15 protein-coding genes, 2 pseudogenes and 1 riboswitch are annotated in these 15626 nt (G+C 69.8%); of the genes and pseudogenes, 10 read left to right on the top strand and 7 right to left on the bottom strand.

Annotation, left to right across the window (positions count from 1 at the left end; all coding sequences use genetic code 11):
* From ACIBH1_RS43155 to ACIBH1_RS43135, 5 genes and pseudogenes are all read left to right on the top strand, one after another.
* Positions 1-646: DUF1775 domain-containing protein (locus ACIBH1_RS43155; protein ID WP_397319898.1), on the top strand; the 646-nt coding region annotated here is incomplete at its 5' end.
* A 101-nt stretch (positions 647-747) separates the two neighbouring features.
* Positions 748-1186 (top strand): annotated as a pseudogene (locus ACIBH1_RS43150) (ribonucleotide-diphosphate reductase subunit beta); the annotation flags it as partial.
* Positions 1187-1308: 122 nt separating this feature from the next.
* Positions 1309-1563 (top strand): annotated as a pseudogene (locus ACIBH1_RS43145) (ribonucleoside-diphosphate reductase); the annotation flags it as partial.
* Positions 1564-1597: 34 nt separating this feature from the next.
* Positions 1598-1876 (top strand): hypothetical protein, encoded by a 279-nt coding sequence (locus tag ACIBH1_RS43140; protein ID WP_397319897.1) that lies wholly within the window; start codon positions 1598-1600, stop codon positions 1874-1876.
* Positions 1877-1923: 47 nt separating this feature from the next.
* Positions 1924-2244: a (2Fe-2S) ferredoxin domain-containing protein gene (locus ACIBH1_RS43135; protein ID WP_397319896.1), complete on the top strand. Its 321-nt coding sequence runs from the start codon at positions 1924-1926 to the stop codon at positions 2242-2244.
* A gap of 48 nt (positions 2245-2292) precedes the next feature.
* Here ACIBH1_RS43135 and ACIBH1_RS43130 read toward each other — a convergent pair whose 3' ends face one another.
* The 7 genes from ACIBH1_RS43130 to ACIBH1_RS43100 are packed head-to-tail and all read right to left on the bottom strand — an operon-like array spanning position 2293 to position 10711.
* Entirely contained in the window at positions 2293-4041 is a 1749-nt protein-coding gene (locus tag ACIBH1_RS43130) for an ABC transporter ATP-binding protein (protein ID WP_397319895.1), read from the bottom strand.
* Positions 4034-5752, bottom strand: a complete 1719-nt coding sequence (locus ACIBH1_RS43125) for an ABC transporter transmembrane domain-containing protein (RefSeq protein WP_397319894.1) — start codon at positions 5750-5752, stop codon at positions 4034-4036. Before ACIBH1_RS43125 ends, ACIBH1_RS43130 begins: the two co-directional genes overlap by 8 nt.
* The gene (locus ACIBH1_RS43120; protein ID WP_397319893.1) at positions 5742-6623 is read right to left on the bottom strand and encodes a siderophore-interacting protein; all 882 of its coding nucleotides are present in this window, start codon (positions 6621-6623) and stop codon (positions 5742-5744) included. Before ACIBH1_RS43120 ends, ACIBH1_RS43125 begins: the two co-directional genes overlap by 11 nt.
* The gene (locus ACIBH1_RS43115) at positions 6620-7477 is read right to left on the bottom strand and encodes an ABC transporter ATP-binding protein (protein ID WP_397319892.1); all 858 of its coding nucleotides are present in this window, start codon (positions 7475-7477) and stop codon (positions 6620-6622) included. Before ACIBH1_RS43115 ends, ACIBH1_RS43120 begins: the two co-directional genes overlap by 4 nt.
* Positions 7478-7485: 8 nt before the next feature.
* On the bottom strand, positions 7486-8559 hold the full coding sequence (locus tag ACIBH1_RS43110; protein ID WP_397319891.1) for a FecCD family ABC transporter permease: 1074 nt from the start codon (positions 8557-8559) through the stop codon (positions 7486-7488).
* Complete coding sequence (locus tag ACIBH1_RS43105; protein ID WP_397319890.1) at positions 8556-9581, bottom strand: FecCD family ABC transporter permease; 1026 nt, start codon at positions 9579-9581, stop codon at positions 8556-8558. Before ACIBH1_RS43105 ends, ACIBH1_RS43110 begins: the two co-directional genes overlap by 4 nt.
* Before the next feature lie 20 nt (positions 9582-9601).
* Positions 9602-10711 carry an ABC transporter substrate-binding protein gene (locus ACIBH1_RS43100; protein ID WP_397319889.1) on the bottom strand — a complete coding sequence of 370 codons (1110 nt, stop codon included), beginning with the start codon at positions 10709-10711 and terminating at the stop codon, positions 9602-9604.
* Between the two features lie 149 nt (positions 10712-10860).
* Between ACIBH1_RS43100 and ACIBH1_RS43095 the strand changes: the two genes are divergently transcribed.
* From ACIBH1_RS43095 to ACIBH1_RS43075, 5 genes are all read left to right on the top strand, one after another.
* Positions 10861-11613, top strand: a complete 753-nt coding sequence (locus ACIBH1_RS43095) for a helix-turn-helix domain-containing protein (RefSeq protein WP_397319888.1) — start codon at positions 10861-10863, stop codon at positions 11611-11613.
* 29 nt (positions 11614-11642) lie between these two features.
* Positions 11643-11842, top strand: a riboswitch (cobalamin riboswitch).
* A 130-nt stretch (positions 11843-11972) separates the two neighbouring features.
* Positions 11973-12968 (top strand): ABC transporter substrate-binding protein, encoded by a 996-nt coding sequence (locus ACIBH1_RS43090; protein WP_397319887.1) that lies wholly within the window; start codon positions 11973-11975, stop codon positions 12966-12968.
* Positions 12965-13993: a FecCD family ABC transporter permease gene (locus tag ACIBH1_RS43085; RefSeq protein ID WP_397319886.1), complete on the top strand. Its 1029-nt coding sequence runs from the start codon at positions 12965-12967 to the stop codon at positions 13991-13993. Before ACIBH1_RS43090 ends, ACIBH1_RS43085 begins: the two co-directional genes overlap by 4 nt.
* Positions 13990-14772 carry an ABC transporter ATP-binding protein gene (locus ACIBH1_RS43080; protein ID WP_397319885.1) on the top strand — a complete coding sequence of 261 codons (783 nt, stop codon included), beginning with the start codon at positions 13990-13992 and terminating at the stop codon, positions 14770-14772. The genes ACIBH1_RS43085 and ACIBH1_RS43080 overlap by 4 nt, the downstream gene beginning before the upstream one ends.
* 72 nt (positions 14773-14844) lie before the next feature.
* Positions 14845-15507 (top strand): (2Fe-2S)-binding protein, encoded by a 663-nt coding sequence (locus ACIBH1_RS43075; RefSeq protein WP_397319884.1) that lies wholly within the window; start codon positions 14845-14847, stop codon positions 15505-15507.
* Positions 15508-15626 lie beyond the last annotated feature (119 nt).

The raw sequence follows: 15626 nt of genomic DNA, 5'->3' as shown, positions 1-15626 counted from the left end.
CCCACTCAGCATCCGTCATATCGAAGCGCGCCACATCCGACGTTCTACCAGGCTGAGCCACCCCTACCAAGATCCGAACCCCGAACAGCTCCTAGTGCTGCTGTCGGCTGCTCCAGCTCTGGCCCACGTGTTGCTGGAGTCCGCGCAGCCCAACGGAGACGGGTCGGTCACGCTCACCTTCTCCTTCGACCACGGGTGCGACGGCGCTCCGACCGAGGCGCTCGTCGTGCGGATGCCGGCCGGGTCCTCGGTGCTGTCGGCCGGGCAGCCGGGCGGCTGGCGCGGCGCGGTGAAGGGGACCACGGTCGGGTGGAGCGGGCCGGGGGTGGCCGACGGTGCCAGGGCGTCCTTCACCGTGCGGGCGCGGCTGTCGGGCAAGGTCGGCGCGCCGCTGCTCTTCCCGACCACGCAGCGGTGCACCGGCGGCAAGGCGTACGAGTGGATCGGCGCCGACGACGCGGCCAAGGAGCCCGCGCCCCGGCTGATCGGCACCGCCGCCGTGCTGGACCCGGCTCTCAGCCCGGCCCCGCCGCCCGCCGTGGGCGCGGATGGCGCCGACGACATCCAGGTGGCTGTGGCTCTGGGCGCCTTCACCGCTCTGGCCGCCTTGGCCGCCCACCTCGCGCGCCGCAAGGTAGCGCGGTAGCGCCGGACTCCCGCCACGCGGATCATGCAGGCGACCGTGCCGGTCTCCGCCGCGGAAGCCTGCTCCCTGGAGAACGCCGAGTCCTGTGAGGCGTGCCAGTGATGTTGCTCGACCCGGGCATGAGCCTGACCCTGCGGCCGATGCGCTACCCGGCCTTCTTCGAGCGCTACCGTGACGCGATCAAGAGCACCTGGACGGTGGAGGAGGTCGACCTGCACACCGGCCTCCGCGACCTGTCCAAGCTGTCGGCGGCTGAGCGGCACCTGATCAGCCGCCTGGTGGCCTTCTTCGCCACCGGCGACACCATCGTCGCCAACAACCTCGTGCAGGCAGCTGTTCGAGGAAGCCGTGCACGTGCAGTTCTACCTGAACCTGCTCGACACCTACGTGCCCGACGAGCAGGAGCGGTTCGAGGCGTTCGCGGCGGTGGAGAACATCCCCTCCATCCGGCGCAAGGCCGAGTTCTGCTTCCGCTGGATCGACTCGCTCGGCGAGCTGAAGGAGCTGAACAGCAAGCAGGACCGCAAGGCCTTCCTGCTCAACCTGATCTGCTTCGCCGCCTGCATCGAGGGATTGTTCTTCTACGGCGCCTTCGCGTTCGACGTGGTCGACGTGGCGCGTAAGGAGGAGCCCGACCTGTTCGACGAGGAGCTTTCGACTGCGAGGCGCGGTTCGCCGAAGACCTGCTCGGCCAGGGCGTACCCGGCATGTCGATCGCGGACATGCGCTCCTACCTGGAGCACGTCGCCGACCGGCGGCTGGCCCAGCCCGGCATCGAGCCGATCTACGGGTCGAAGAATCCGTTCGCGTTCATGGAGCTGCAGGACGTGCAGGAGCTGTCGAACTTCTTCGAACGCCGCGTCTCGGCCCACCAGGTCGGCGTGACCGGATCGGTCAGCTTCGACGCCGACTTCTGACCTGGTCGAAGAGCGGCTGGGACGAGGAGTGAGGATGAACAACGCTCCCAACGTGCACGCCTTCCGCCTCGGCGACGTCGAGATGGTGGCGATGAGCCAGGACGACTACCACCTGCTGGGCGCGCGCCGCCAGATGGGTGCCCAAGGGAACCGGCTGCGCGGACTGCGGACCCAGCTCGACCAGGCTCAGGCTCGGCTCGACCGGATCAGCGAACTGGTGAAGGCCGGCCACACACCTTGCGATCACGATTGTGTGAGATGCGCCGTGGCCGCCCTGATCGACGAACCCCTCTGTCCGGAAAGGGCGTCGTGAAAAGGATCACCGTGTGTCGTGACTGCTGCTGCGGGAGCACGTGGAAGGTGCCCAGGCTCGATCACGACGAGCAGATCCGAAAGCTGGCGCAGGTCGCCGACATCCGCGTGACCGACTGTCTCGACGTGTGCGACCAGGCCAACGTCCTCGTCGTCCAGCCGACCCCGGAAGGCCGGGCCGCTGGTGGCCGGCCGATATGGCTGGCCCTGGTCAACGATGAGCAGGCCACCGCCGACATCGCCGATGGGGTCCGGGCGGGCGGGCCCGGGTTGGCTCCGATGCCGGCGATCCTCGAATCCCACCGCTTCACTCCCCCGCACCGTCTCCCTTCAGGCCTCGGAGCCTCCTCCACAGATCATCTGGAGTAGGGCCGGTCAACTTCGGTCATGCCCCAGGCCGGCGAACCGGCGGCGGGGTCACCTCCCGGCGTCCCAAGCGGCCCAGAGGCCGGCGTATCGTCCGCCTGCGGCCACCAGGTCATCATGGGTGCCGGTCTCCACCAGGTGCCCGCCCTCCAGAACGATGATCCGGTCGGCGGCGCGGGCCTGGGAGAGCCGGTGGGCGATGACGAGAGCGGACCGGCCCCCAGTCACCGTGGCCGCGGCGCGGTCGAGCAAGGCCGTGTCGGCTGTGTCGGCCTCCGCGGTCGCCTCGTCCAGGATGACCAGCAGCGGGTCGGCGAGCGCCAGCCGTGCCAGGGCGAGGTGCTGTGCCTGCGCGGCCGTGAGGGCATGGCCGCCGTCACCTACCTGGGTGTCGAGGCCGTCTGGCAGCAAGCCGACGATGTGGTCGGCATCGACCTGTTTCAGTGCCAGGACCACCTGGTCGTCGGTGGCGTCGGGGGCGGCGAGGGTGAGGTTGTCGCGCACGGTGCCGGCGAACACGTGCGTCTCCTGGGTGACGGTGACGATGCGCCGTGGATCGACTCGGCGGAGGACGTCGCCAGACGTGGGCAGGTGCACGCCGGCGATCAGGGCGGCCAGGGTGGACTTGCCGGACCCGGTGGGCCCGACCACGGCGAGCACGGTCCGGCGGTCGATACGGGTATAGATCGTGGAGAGCACGGGCCGGCCGGGCCGGTAGGCGAAGTTCACGCCGGCCAGCTCGACGATCGGGCCGGCCTCCGTCGGAATCTCGCTCTCCGCAGCATCCGCACGCGTCGTGGTGACACCTATGATGCGCCCGAGCGAGGCGAGGGCCGACTGGAGTTCGTCCATCAGGAACAGCAGCTCCGCGATGGGTAGGGCGGTGCGCAGGTACAGCAGGGCCGCGGCTGTGACCTCACCGGTCGTCGTCGCGCCACTGAGGGCGAGCCGCACACCGATCCCCAGGACGGCCAGCAGCCCGAGGGCTTCGGCGACGTTGAGCCGGCCGAACAGCCGGTTCTGGACGATCCGGGTGCGCATCGCCCACCTGACGGTCAGCCAGGCCGCCGCCTTGATCCGGGCCAGCTGGCGGTGTTCGAGCCGATGTGCCGTCACCGTCGGCAGCTGGGTCAGGGTTCCAAGGACGTCGTGGCCTCGGGCGGACTCCGCGGCGCGCTCGGCAACGTAAACGCCGGGGGCCACGCGCAGGTACCACCGTACGGTGAGAGCGTAGAGCGGGACGGTGAGCGCGAAGCCCGCCAGGAACCAGGGGTCGAGCACGGCGAGCGCGGTGGCGACCAGGGTCATGGTCAGGATCGAGACGCTCAGGCGCGGCAGCACGTCGGGCAGAGTGCCGGAGATCTGCGCGATGTCGTCGGACGCACGGGTGACCACGTCGCCGGTGCCGGCGGACTCGATCGTGGCTCGCGGCAGATCCAGCGCTGCTTCGACGTAGCCTTCCCGCAGCTCGGCGACGACGGTCTCGGCCAGCCGGGCGAGAGCGCGCATGGCCACCCAGGTCACCAGACCTGCCGCCGCCGCGGTCGCGGCGAGCAACGCGACGTTCCACCAGAAGGTCACCGGCACCCCGGATCCGCGCGCGGCGATCACCGTGTCGACCAGGGTGCCGATCACCAGCGGGAAGACGAGCGCGAGTCCCGCCTCGATCAGGAAGAGCGCCACGATCCCGCAGAGCGCCACGCGGCGACCGGCGAGCATCCGCCACAGGCAGACCGCAACGGTACGGCCTGAGGCGACCGGCAGCATCCGGCGAGGATCTGCGGTCTCCGCCTCAGACATCACCCTGTTCCTTCCGTTTGACGGTGATGACCCGGTCCGCGACCGCCCCGAACGTCGGCGCCGAGGTCAGCACCATGGTGGTCCGACCGGCTCGGCAGGCCCGTAAAGCAGTGGCGATGGCGTGCTCGGTGATCGTGTCCACCGAGGTGGTGGGTTCGTCGAGCACCAGCAGCTCGGGATCGGCCGCGACGGCGCGGGCCAAGGCGATGCGCTGGCGCTGCCCGCCGGACAGTTGCCATCCGCCATACCCCACGATCGTGTCGTACCCGTCGGGCAACTCCACCGCGGCCAGCGCGGCCACCTCCAGCGCCGCCAGCGCCGCGCCGCACGGCACCGGCTCGTCCCCGGTGGCGCGGACGTTGTCCAGCACGCTCCCCGGCAGGAGCGCCGGGGTGTGCGGAGCGATGAGTGCTCGATCGTGCCAGTGAGCAGGTGACAGGCCGGCGAAGGTGATGTCGCCATCGGCCGGCCAGGACCGCGACGTCAGCAGGTCTCCGAGCGCTCCACGGGCAGCATGAGGCAGGTCGACGACGACGAATTCGCCCGGTTCGACCTGCCCGTCCAGCATCATGTCCTCGGTCAGGGCGAGGCCCCGGAACTCGAGGATCGGCACCTCGGTGCAGCCGGGCGCGGCGGGTGCGGGGGCGGCCGGTTTCCGGGGAGTGGCGAGCAGGTCGAGCACACGTTCCGCGGAGGCCTGCGACATGGCCCAGATCGAGCCCTGCACGGAGATCAGAACGTCGAGCGGACCGATCAGAGTGATCGCGATCGAGGCCACCATGACCACCTCACCCACGGAGATCTGCCCGGAGAAGGCCAGCAGAGCGGCCGCCACGGTGACCCCGGCGGCGAACAGATTGCCGATCGCGGCGCTGGCGCCGTCGAACGCCGCCTCCGTCGACCTGGCCGCCAGGCTCGCCCGCAGCGCGTCCCGGCTGACCTTCCGGTACCGGCCAGCGGCGGTCCGCTGGGCGTGCAGTCCCTGGATGACCCGGAAGCCGGCGACCAGGTCGGCTGCCTCGGCGGCGGCGTCGGCGAGGCCGGCCTGCTCGCTCTTGCTGCGCCGTCGAAGCGGGTGGGCTGCCAGGTGCATCAGTCCCAGCACGAACGGCAGGACCAGGACGACCCCGAGGCCGAGAGCCGGATGCACCCAGAAAAGCACTCCCGCGGCGACCAGCAGCCCGATCAGCTCGCCGGGCGGGTAGACCACGACGTATACCGACTGACAGGCCTGGAAGGTGTCGGACGTCGTGAGCGACAGCAGGCGACCCGGCGGACCCGGATTCCTCTCGTCGAGCACCCGTTTCAGCGTGTGCTGGGACAGCTCGAACTGAGCGCGCTGCACGCCGTACCAGCCCAGGCGCCCGCCGAAGCGGAAGCCGAGGTTCATGAGCGCGTAGAGGCCGATGAGCGCGCCCGACCAGGTGGCCAGCGGCCAGGCGATGTCCTGAGCGCTCGCACCGCCGGCCGCCGGGCCGACGACGGAGTCGATCAGCCGGCCGACGGCGACGGGCAGCAGCACGCTCGTGACGTTGTACAGCGTTCGCAGGCAGACCCCCGCCAGGACGTACGTCCAGACCGAGGCGATGATCTCCCGGGTCAGCCGGGCCGGCGTCCAGGTCGGGTCGATGCGCAGCCGCGGTTCGTCACGGGGGACGGCGGGCGCCTCGAACCTGCCCCACTTGCGATCCTTGAGGGGTTCAGTCGTCATCGATGTCAGCGTCGTGGTGGTCGAAGCCGCCCACGCCGCGTTTCCAGTAGCCGTCGACGACGACCTGGTCCTTGGTCAGGCCCATCCCGTTGCGCAGGTACCGCCGGATCGGCTTGACCGACTGGGTCTCCCCCGCCGCGAACGCGAACAGGGTGCGCGGGACCTCCGGAGGTTGCCAGGCGTGCAGCGCGGTCTCCAGGGCGCTGAGGTGTCCCTCGGCGACCGGGGCGGAGTCGCGGTGGATCCAGCGCAGGTCGAGCTGGGCCGCCCCGGTCAGCTTCTGCTGTTCCGCGGCGTCCGGGATCTCGATCAGGGCGGTGACGTGGGCTCCGGCCGGCGCGTCCTCGATGATGCGCGCGATGGCGGGCAGGGCGCTCTCGTCGCCCAGGGCGAGATAGCGCGGGTAGTTCTCCGGAAGCAGCCAGTTCGAGCTCGGGCCGTTCACCACCAGCCGGTCACCGGGTGTCGCCCTGCTCGCCCACCGGCTGGCCAGGCCGTGGCCGTGCAGGATGAAGTCGAGCGACAGCTCACGCGTCTCGGGGTCCCAGGCGCGCACGGTGTAGTCGCGGTGGATCGCCTTGCCGGCGCCTCCTTCGTTGATCCAGCGTCCGTCGGGCTGCTCGCGCGGAGACACCAGCTCGCCGGTCCTGGGGTTGGGGAAGAACACCCGGACGTGGTCGGGGGCGAAGTTCGCGATCGGGAACCCATCGGCGAGATCGTCGCCCACGAGCACGATGCGCCGGTAGCGCGGCGTGATGTCCTCGGCGCGTGCCACCCGCAGATCCCGGCGGACGAGCCGATCCATGTAGTTGAACTGAAGCTCTCCGGTCCGGTTCGGGCCGCTGAACCTCGGGAGGTCGTCGCGATTCATCGGGTGTTCTCCTGTGGGTCGTGCGGCTCCACCGGGTGGAGCGCCGCCTTGCGGGGATCGAGGGGCGTGACGCTGGGGGTGCCGGTGACCGGGTCGGGCGCCACGAGGGCCCGCAGGCCGAACACGGCTTCGACGAGCTCGTCGGTGACGATGTCGTACGGGGCCCCGGTGGTGACGATCCGCCCGTCGCGCATGACGATCAGGTGGTCGGCGTAGCGGGCGGCCTGGTTGAGGTCGTGCAGCACGCAGACGATGGTCTTGCCCTGGTCGTGGAAGGTGCGCAGCAGCTCCATCAGCTCGTACTGATGGGCGATGTCCAGGAATGTGGTGGGCTCGTCGAGCAGCATGATCGGGGTGTTCTGGGCCAGCAACATCGCCACCCACACCCGCTGCCGCTGTCCGCCCGACAGCTCGTCCACCAGCCGCCCCGACAGCTCGGTCAGGCGGGTGGCCGCCAGCGCCGCCACCACGGCGTCCTCGTCGGAGGAGCGCCACTGGTGGATCAGGTTCTGGTACGGCGCGCGGCCCCGGGCCACGAGGTCGGCCACCCGGATGCCGTCCGGGGCGAGCGAGGTCTGGGGCAGCAGCCCGACCCGGCGGGCGACCTCTTTGGACTTGTAGGCGCCGATCGCCTTGCCGTCGAGCAGCACCGTCCCGCTGCTGGGGGTGAGGACCCGGGCGAGCGCGCGCAGCAGAGTGGACTTGCCGCAGCCGTTGGGACCGATGATCGCGGTGAACGAACCGTCCGGGATCACCACCGACAGCCGCTCCGAGATAGTGCGCCCGTCGTAGCCGATCGTGGCGTCATCGATGACGACACGGGGATGGCCGGCCGTACTGGATGTGTCGGTCATGTCGTCCTTCATAGGGTGACCCCGTATCGTCGGCGGGCTTCACCTATCAGCAGCCAGATCAGGTAGCCGCCGCCCAGGCAGATCGTGATCAGCCCGACCGGCACCGGCCGGTACGCCTGGGCGATGAGCAGGGAGAGCAGGTGGGCCCCGGCCATCAGGGTGGCGCCCATCGCGGCCGCGGCGAGCAGGCTCACCCCCGGTGAGCGGGTCAGCCGCCGGGCGAGCTGCGGCGCCGTCAGGGAGATGAAGGTGATCGGCCCGGCGGCGGCGGTGACCACCGCGACCGTCGCGACTCCGGTCACGATCAGCCCCAGCCGGGCGGGACCCGGGCGGGTACCCAGCGTGACCGCGGCGTCGTCGCCGAGCTCCAGCCTGCGCATCGCGGGGGCGAGCAGCGTCGCCGAGACCACGATCACGGCCGCGAGCAGCAGGGACGGGATCAGCGGAGTCCAGGTGATGCGGGCGATGGAGCCCGCACTCCAGTACCCCACGGACATCGCGTCCTCGAGCTCGGCGCGGGAGATGAGGTAGGCGTTCAGCGAGCCGAGCATGGCCGAGACACCGAGGCCGACGATGATCAGGCGGAAGCCCCGGATGCCGCTCCGGTAGGACAGGACGTAGACCACGAACGCGGTCGCCATTCCCCCGGCGATCGCCGCGCCCGCGATGGACCAGTGGCTTCTCGTCTCGGCCACGAGGATGGCGACCACGACCGCGGTGTACGCGCCGGAGTCGAACCCGATCACGTCGGGGGCGCCCAGCGGGTTGCGGGTCAGCGATTGGAAGATCGCACCGCCGATGCCGAGCAACATCCCGAAGACGACGGTGGCGATCGCGACCGGCAGCCGCCACTCGACGACGATGGTCCGCTCGAAGCCGTGCTCGCCGCCGATGAGCGTGGCGAACACCTGCTGGATGGTCAGCGGGTAGTCGCCGTGGGTGAGAGCGACGGTGGTCAGTCCCCCGGCGGTCAGGAAAAGCACGACCGAGACCGTCAGCAGCCGGACGCCCACTCTGCCGGAGAACAACCGGTGCCGCACGGTCCTGGACCGGTATCCGAAGGTGACACTCTCCCTGCTCACAGGCCGCTCGCCAGCCGCCGCCGCACCAGCGCGATCAGCACCGGAGCCCCGATCACCGCGGTCACGATGCCCACCTCGATCTCCCCCGGGCGAGCGATCACCCGTCCGGTGACGTCGGCCGCCAGCATCAGGGCCGGCGCGGCCAGGGCGGAGTACAGGATGATCCATCGCTGGTCCGGTCCGGTGAACCAGCGGACGATGTGCGGCACCATCAGCCCGACGAAGCCGATTCCGCCGGTCAGGGCCGTCCCACCCCCGGCCAGCAGGGTGACCGCCACGATGCCCAGAACCCGGGTGCGGCCGACCTTGGTGCCGAGCGAGGCCGCCAGGTCGTCGCCGAGCGCGATGGAGTTCAGCGACCCAGCGATCATGATCGCGACCAGCAGGCCGGCCAGGAGAAACGGCAGGACGACGAGTGTCTCGTCCAGGCCGGTGCGCGCGATCGAGCCGAGCTCCCAGTTGCGCAGCGCCCGGAAGGTCTCCTCGTCGATCAGTCTCAGGAAGGTGGCGACGCCGTGCAGCACCGCGCTCAACGCCACCCCGGCCAGCACGAGCATCTCCGGCGAGACAGACGAGCGCCCGCCGGAGCCGATCAGGTAGACCAGGACCGTCGCCACCCCCGCGCCGAGCAGGGCGAACCAGATGTAGCCGCTGACGCTGGTAAGGCCGAAGAACCCGACGCCGAGGGTGATGGCGAATCCGGCCCCGGCGTTGACGCCCAGGATCTCGGGGTCGGCCAGCGGGTTACGGGACAACGCCTGGATGAGCGCGCCCGCCACCCCGAACGCCGCACCGACGAGCATCCCGAGCAGGGTACGGGGAAGCCGGACGGTCCACACGATGTGGGACGCCTCTGTGCCGTCCCGGAGCCACAACACCTCCCACGCCCTCACGGGCGACAGCGGGTTGGCGCCGAACGACACGCTGAACAGCGCGGTGATCCCGAGGGCGGTCAGGATGACCAGCAGCCCCGCCGTGCGCCGGCCGTACAACGAGGTCGTGTACGGGGCAGTGGCAGTCAAGGACATCTGTGGCGATCTGGTCAGGAGAGCTTGGCGCCGGCCAGCCACTGGTCGGCCACCGCCTTGACGGCCCAGGGCAGGCTGGTCGCGCTGGCGCCCGCCCGCAGCACCCAGGTCGCGTTGTCCACCTGCTGCCCGGCGGAGTTCACGAGCTTGGTCGAGTCGTCCTTCACCAGGGTCAGGGGGACGTACCGGCTCTCGGTCACCGCCTTGACGGCCTTGAAGAGGGGCTTGGCCTCACGCGCCTTGCGGACCTCGTCGCTGACATAGGTGACCACCAGGATGTCGGCGTCCAGCAGGCCGAGGTTCTCGTCGGAGACGACGTCCTCGTCGACGAACTTCTTCGCGTGGGGATTCGGGGTGAAACCCAGCTTGGACATGACGTCTTCGGTGAAGGTGCCGGCGATGGTGTAGTAAGACAGGCCGTACTGGGGACCGTAGTCGTTGGCGATGGTGATGGTCTTGCCGGCGAACTCCGGGTGAGCTCCGGCGACCTCGGTGATCGTCTGCTCGGCGGCCGTGACCAGCTTGTCGGCAGCAGCACCGAGGTCCAGGGTCTGGCCGACCAGACGCTGCAGGTCCTGCCAGGAGATCTCGCTCTCCTCCCTGGTGTCGAGCACCGGGGCGATGGCGGTCAGCTTCTCGAAGTCGGGCTTACCCTCAAGGGCTCCGACGGCGACGATCAGATCGGGCTTCGCCGCCGCTATGCCCTCGAAGTTGATCGGATCCCTCCGGGTGGCGGTGTCGACCTTCTCGACCTTCCGCAGCCATGCCTGGTCCCGCCAGGGGGCGGCAGGCTCGTCGGTGAGGGTGTAGACCGGGGTCACGCCGAGCGCCTGGAGGGCGTCCGTGTTGGGATTCAGGCCGACGACGGCGATCCGCTCGGGGCGCTGCTGGAGGGTGGTCTCTCCCGCCCAGGTCGTCAGAGTCACCGGGTAGGTCGTGGTTCCCTCGGCTGCCGGGAGCAGTCCCACCGGCTGGCTGGTCGCCGTCGGGCTGATGGCCGGCTCGGCGGGCTTCGCCGTACCCCCGCCGGTCGAGGCACAACCGGTGAGCGTGAGGGTCGCCGCCAGCGCGATGGAGGAGGTCAGGCGCCATCGCGTGGTGCGACGGAGCGTGTAGCTGATCATGGGGGCCTCTCGGTCATCCGGCTGTGCCGTCTGGAGTTCACATAAGCGGCATCCGCCCGGGTAAGGTTAGGCGAACCTAACTTCTTGCGGTGCACCGATTCCGACAGACGTCACGCAGAATGCGACATATCCGGACTGAGGGCGGCGACATGTCCCAGCGCACTTACGGCGACGCCCCTTGGCGCATCTGGATGCCCGCGGTCACCATCCCCGAGCAGTACGAGGACGAGTTGCACGTCCTGCTGTGGCAGGTCTGCGGCGATGCCGACCTCATCGTCGGAGGCAGGGCGCGCACGCTGACGGCCGGGCACGCGCTGTGGGTGCCGGTCGGTGTCCCGCACGAGTTCACCGTGCAGGCCAACTCGGTGACCATGCCGCTGTTCTTCGATGCCGCCGACACCGCCACCACGCTGACCGAGTCCACCATGGTGACCGTCGACCGCGACCTGCAGACGCTCATGCTGGCGTATACGGTGTCATGGAACACGATCATCAAACCGACGCCGAACCTGGCCCGGCAGATCCTCGCACTGATCGAGGAGAGCCCGGTCCTGTCCGCCGTGCTGCCGATGCCGGCCAGCGAACCCGCCCGGACCATCGCCGAGACGCTGCGCTTCAACCCCGGCGACATCCGTGGCGTGGACAAGCTAGCCGAGTCGGTCCACACCTCGGTGCGCACCGTTGAACGCACGTTCCAGGCCGAGACCGGCATGACGCTGCGGCAGTGGCGGATCCGCAACCGGATGGAGGCCGCCGCCATCCTGCTGCGCTCGAACGCGGCCCCCGACGCGGTCGCGCACCGGGTCGGCTACACGAACGCGAATGCCTTCCGGCGCGTGTTCAAGAGCCACTTCGGCATCTCACCCACCGAGTACCTCGATCGCTACCGAACTCAGCGGTGACCGGCCCGAAACAGGTGTGCGAGGCCCGCGTTCAGGTGCAGGGCCAGAGTTGTGTGATGATGTCGGCAAAGGCGAGCGCGGACTGAGGAAGCCGGTGTGAATCCGGCGCGGTCCCGCCACTGTGATCGGCGAGCGGATCCCCACCACGCCACTGCCCCCCAGGGGTGGGAAGGCGGGGACGAGCAGCGACCCGAGAGCCAGGAGACTCACGCGGTCGCCTCCTCGATGAACTGGGGCGGATTTCCCCGGAGAGGAGCGGGCTCTCGTGTCTGCCGTGCCGTCGGCCGCGCCGCGAGAACCTTCGGCGTTCCCTCTTTCCGATCCGCCCCGTCGTGCAGATTCCCCGAGAGGAACCCTTCATGACGGGCAGACGTCCGACGTCCTTCCTGCTCGCCCTCCTGGTTTCCGGCGTGCTGGCCGCCTGCGGCGGCGCTCCGGCTGAGCAAGCGCCCACGGCCGCCCCGGCCGCCGCCGCTCCGGCGGGCTTTCCCCTCACGCTCGACAACTGCGGCGTGAAGACCACCTTCGAGCAGCCGCCCAAGCGGGCGATCTCGATGAACCAGCACGCCACCGAGGTGATGCTGGCGCTCGGCCTGGAGAAGTCGATGATCGGCACCGCCTATCTCGACGACAAGGTGCTGCCGGACTACCAGGCCGCCTACGACTCGCTCAAGGTCGTCTCCAAGGAGTACCCCTCCTACGAGGCGCTCCTGGCCGAGGAGCCCGACTTCGTCTACGGCGGCTTCAAGAGCACCTTCGACGAGAAGGAGGGCCGCAGCCGCGACGCCCTGCAGAAGGCCGGGATCACCACCTACCTCAACGTCGAGGAGTGCGCCGAGGGCGCGGTCTCGATGGACCTGATGGACACAGAGATCCGCAACGTCGCCAAGATCTTCGGCGTCTCCGACCGTGCCGAGCCGCTCCTCACCAAGCTCCACGCGACGCTCGACGGGGTGAAGGCCAAACTGGGCGACACCCAGCCGGTCAAGCTGTTCGTCTACGACAGCGGCGACAAGACCGCCTTCACCGCCGGAGGCAGGGGCGTCGGCAACGAGATCATGAAGCTGGCCGGCGCGCAGAACATCTTCGGCGACCTCGACAAGGTCTGGGGCGACGTCTCCTTCGAGCAGGTGGCCGAGCGGGCGCCCGACTGGATCGTCATCTACGACTACGGCAGCCAGCCGGTGGCCGACAAGCAGAAGTTCCTGCTGGCCAGCCCGGCTCTCAAGGACGTTCCCGCGATCAAGAACAAGCGCTTCGCGGTGCTGCCGCTGTCGTCGGTGGTGCTCGGAGTGCGCGCTCCGGCCGCCGTCGAGGCACTGGCCAAGCAGGTGCATGCCGAGAAGTTCCAGTGAGCCGACCCGGCCTGCCGTACCCGGTCGTGATCGTCGTGCTGGTCGCGCTGCTCGGTGTGGCGGCCACGGCGGCGATCGCGGCCGGGTCGGTCACCCTCCCGGCGGGCCAGGTGTGGGGGATCCTGCTCCATCGCATCCATCCGGCGCTGGCCGAACCGAGCTGGGCCGCCGTGCGCGAGACCATCGTCATGGATGTACGGCTCCCGCGGGTGCTGCTGGCGGCGGTGATCGGGGCGGGGTTGTCGGTGTGCGGCATGGCACTGCAGGCGCTGGTGCGCAACCCCCTGGCCGACCCGATGCTGCTGGGCGTCTCCTCCGGAGCGAGCGTCGGCGCGGTCACCGTGGTGGTGTTCAGCCTGACCACCTTCGGCGCGCTCTCGCTGCCGATCGCGGCGTTCATCGGGGCGCTGGCCGCGCTGGTGGCCGTCTACTTCCTGGCCCGCTCCGGCGGGCGGATGACGACGGTGCGGCTGGTGCTGGCCGGGGTGGCGATGGCCGAGGTGCTGTCGGCGGTGGCCAGCTTCCTGGTGGTCACCTCCAACGACCCGCACAAGACCCAGTCGGCCCTGCGCTGGATGCTCGGCGGCCTGGCCGGGACGACCTGGACGATGGTGTGGATCCCGGCGGCGGCCGTTTTGGCGGGCACGGTCGTGCTGCTCGGGGTGTCGAGGCCGCTGAACCTGCTGCTGGCCGGCGAGGAGGCGGCCTCATCCCTCGGGCTGGACGTGCACCGATTCAGGGCGGCGTTGTTCGTGCTGGTCGCCATGATGATCGGCACGATCGTGGCGGTCAGCGGCGCCATCGGGTTCGTCGGGCTGATCATGCCGCACGTCGTGCGGCTGATCATCGGCGCCGACCACCGCCGCGCCCTGCCAGCCACCGCGCTGCTCGGCGCGGCCTTCCTGATCACGGCGGACCTCGTGTCGCGCACGCTGATCGCGCCGGAGGAGATCCCGGTGGGGATCATCACGGCGCTGGTCGGCGGGCCGTTCTTCCTGTGGCTGATGCGGAGGCGCTCGAAGTGAAGCTGACCGTGGAGAACGTGTCGGTGCGGATCGGCGGCCGGGACCTGGTCCAGGAGGTGTCGCTGGAGGTCGGTGACGGCGAGGTGGTGGGCGTGGCCGGGCCGAACGGCGCGGGCAAGTCCACCCTGCTGCGCACCCTCTACCGCGCCCGGCGGCCCACCTCCGGCCGGGTGCTGCTCGACGGTGAGGACGTGTGGAGGATGCCCGCCGGATGGCTGGCTCGCAGGCTGGCCGCCGTGCTGCAGGAGAGCGGCGGCGACTTCGAGCTCACCGTCTACGACGTCGTCGCCATGGGCCGCACCCCGCACAAGCGGGCCTTCGACGGCGACAACGCCGACGACCGGACGATCATCGCCGACGCTCTGTCCCGGCTCGACGTCGCCGACCTGGCCTACGCGCCCTTCGACCGGCTGTCCGGAGGCGAGAAACAGCGCGTACTCATCGCGCGGGCGCTCGCCCAGCAGCCGGCCGCGATGGTGCTCGACGAGCCGACCAACCACCTCGACCTGCGCCACCAGCTCGACGCTCTGTCCCTGGTAGGCGGGCTGGGCATCACCGCCGTCATCGCCCTGCACGACCTCAACATGGCCGCCGCCTTCTGCGACCGCATCTGCGTCATGGACGGCGGGCGGATCGTGGCCGTCGGGACTCCTGCCGAGGTGCTGACCCCGCAGCTGCTCGCCGAGGTCTACCGGGTCGACGCCGAGGTGGCGCTCCACCCGGAGTCCGGGGTGCCACAGGTGACCCTGCGGACCGGAGGGAGCCGCCTCACGAGCTGAACCCGCCACCCAGAAGAAAGGCCGGGCTCGCCGTCCGGCCTATTCAGCACGCCTTCAAGGAATGGAGTTCCCATGGAGCCGAAGTCGATCCAGACCGCCCTCGAATCAGTCGCCGAATTCGGCTCCTTCTTTTCTCTGCAGCTGGGCGGGGACGACACCGGATGGCACGACGTAAAAATCGATTACGCAGCGGGATTCACCGATCTCGTCGAGGCCACAGCGGCCAAGTACGGCACGCGTGAACTGCGGATCGGCGCGTCGATCGCCCAGCTCGGCCACGCCGCGCGGCTCTGGTCACCGGTCCTGGGCGCGGCCCTCGCCCATGGCGTGGTTCCGGACCTGACCCGGCTCGACCGTGCCGACGACAGCGGACGGCTGCGCGTCCCGTCCCCCTCCGGGTGGCGCTACGAGTCCCCGGAACAACTCTATGACCTGGTGGTTCGTGGCCACCTGGAACCGATGGCGGCCGGGCTGCGCGTGAAGGTCGCCCGCGGCCTGCTGTACGGCAACGCCGCCTCGGCTCTGGTCGAGGCCGGTCGTTCGGTGGTCACAGCCCGCCCCGACCTGACCGAGCCCGCCACCGATCTGATCACCACACTGCTGTCATACGGCGGGCTGTCCGGCAAAGGCGCCGTCATTTCCGCTGGCCTCGCATTTCGGCGCACCACCTGCTGCCTCTATTACCGGGTACCGGACGGAATCAAATGCGACGACTGCTCACTGGCGGAGAAATGAATTCTGTGCCTATGCTCTGCGTGTTGTTTGCAGGTGCAAATCACTCGCAGAAGGAGGAGCACATGGCACACCACGGATTCGCAGAGCCCGACGAGCCGCAGAACTGCCTCAAGTCCCAC

The organism is Nonomuraea sp. NPDC050663 (assembly GCF_044456985.1).
Lineage (GTDB): Bacteria > Actinomycetota > Actinomycetes > Streptosporangiales > Streptosporangiaceae > Nonomuraea.
This window is presented reverse-complemented; position numbering and strand designations above follow the sequence as displayed.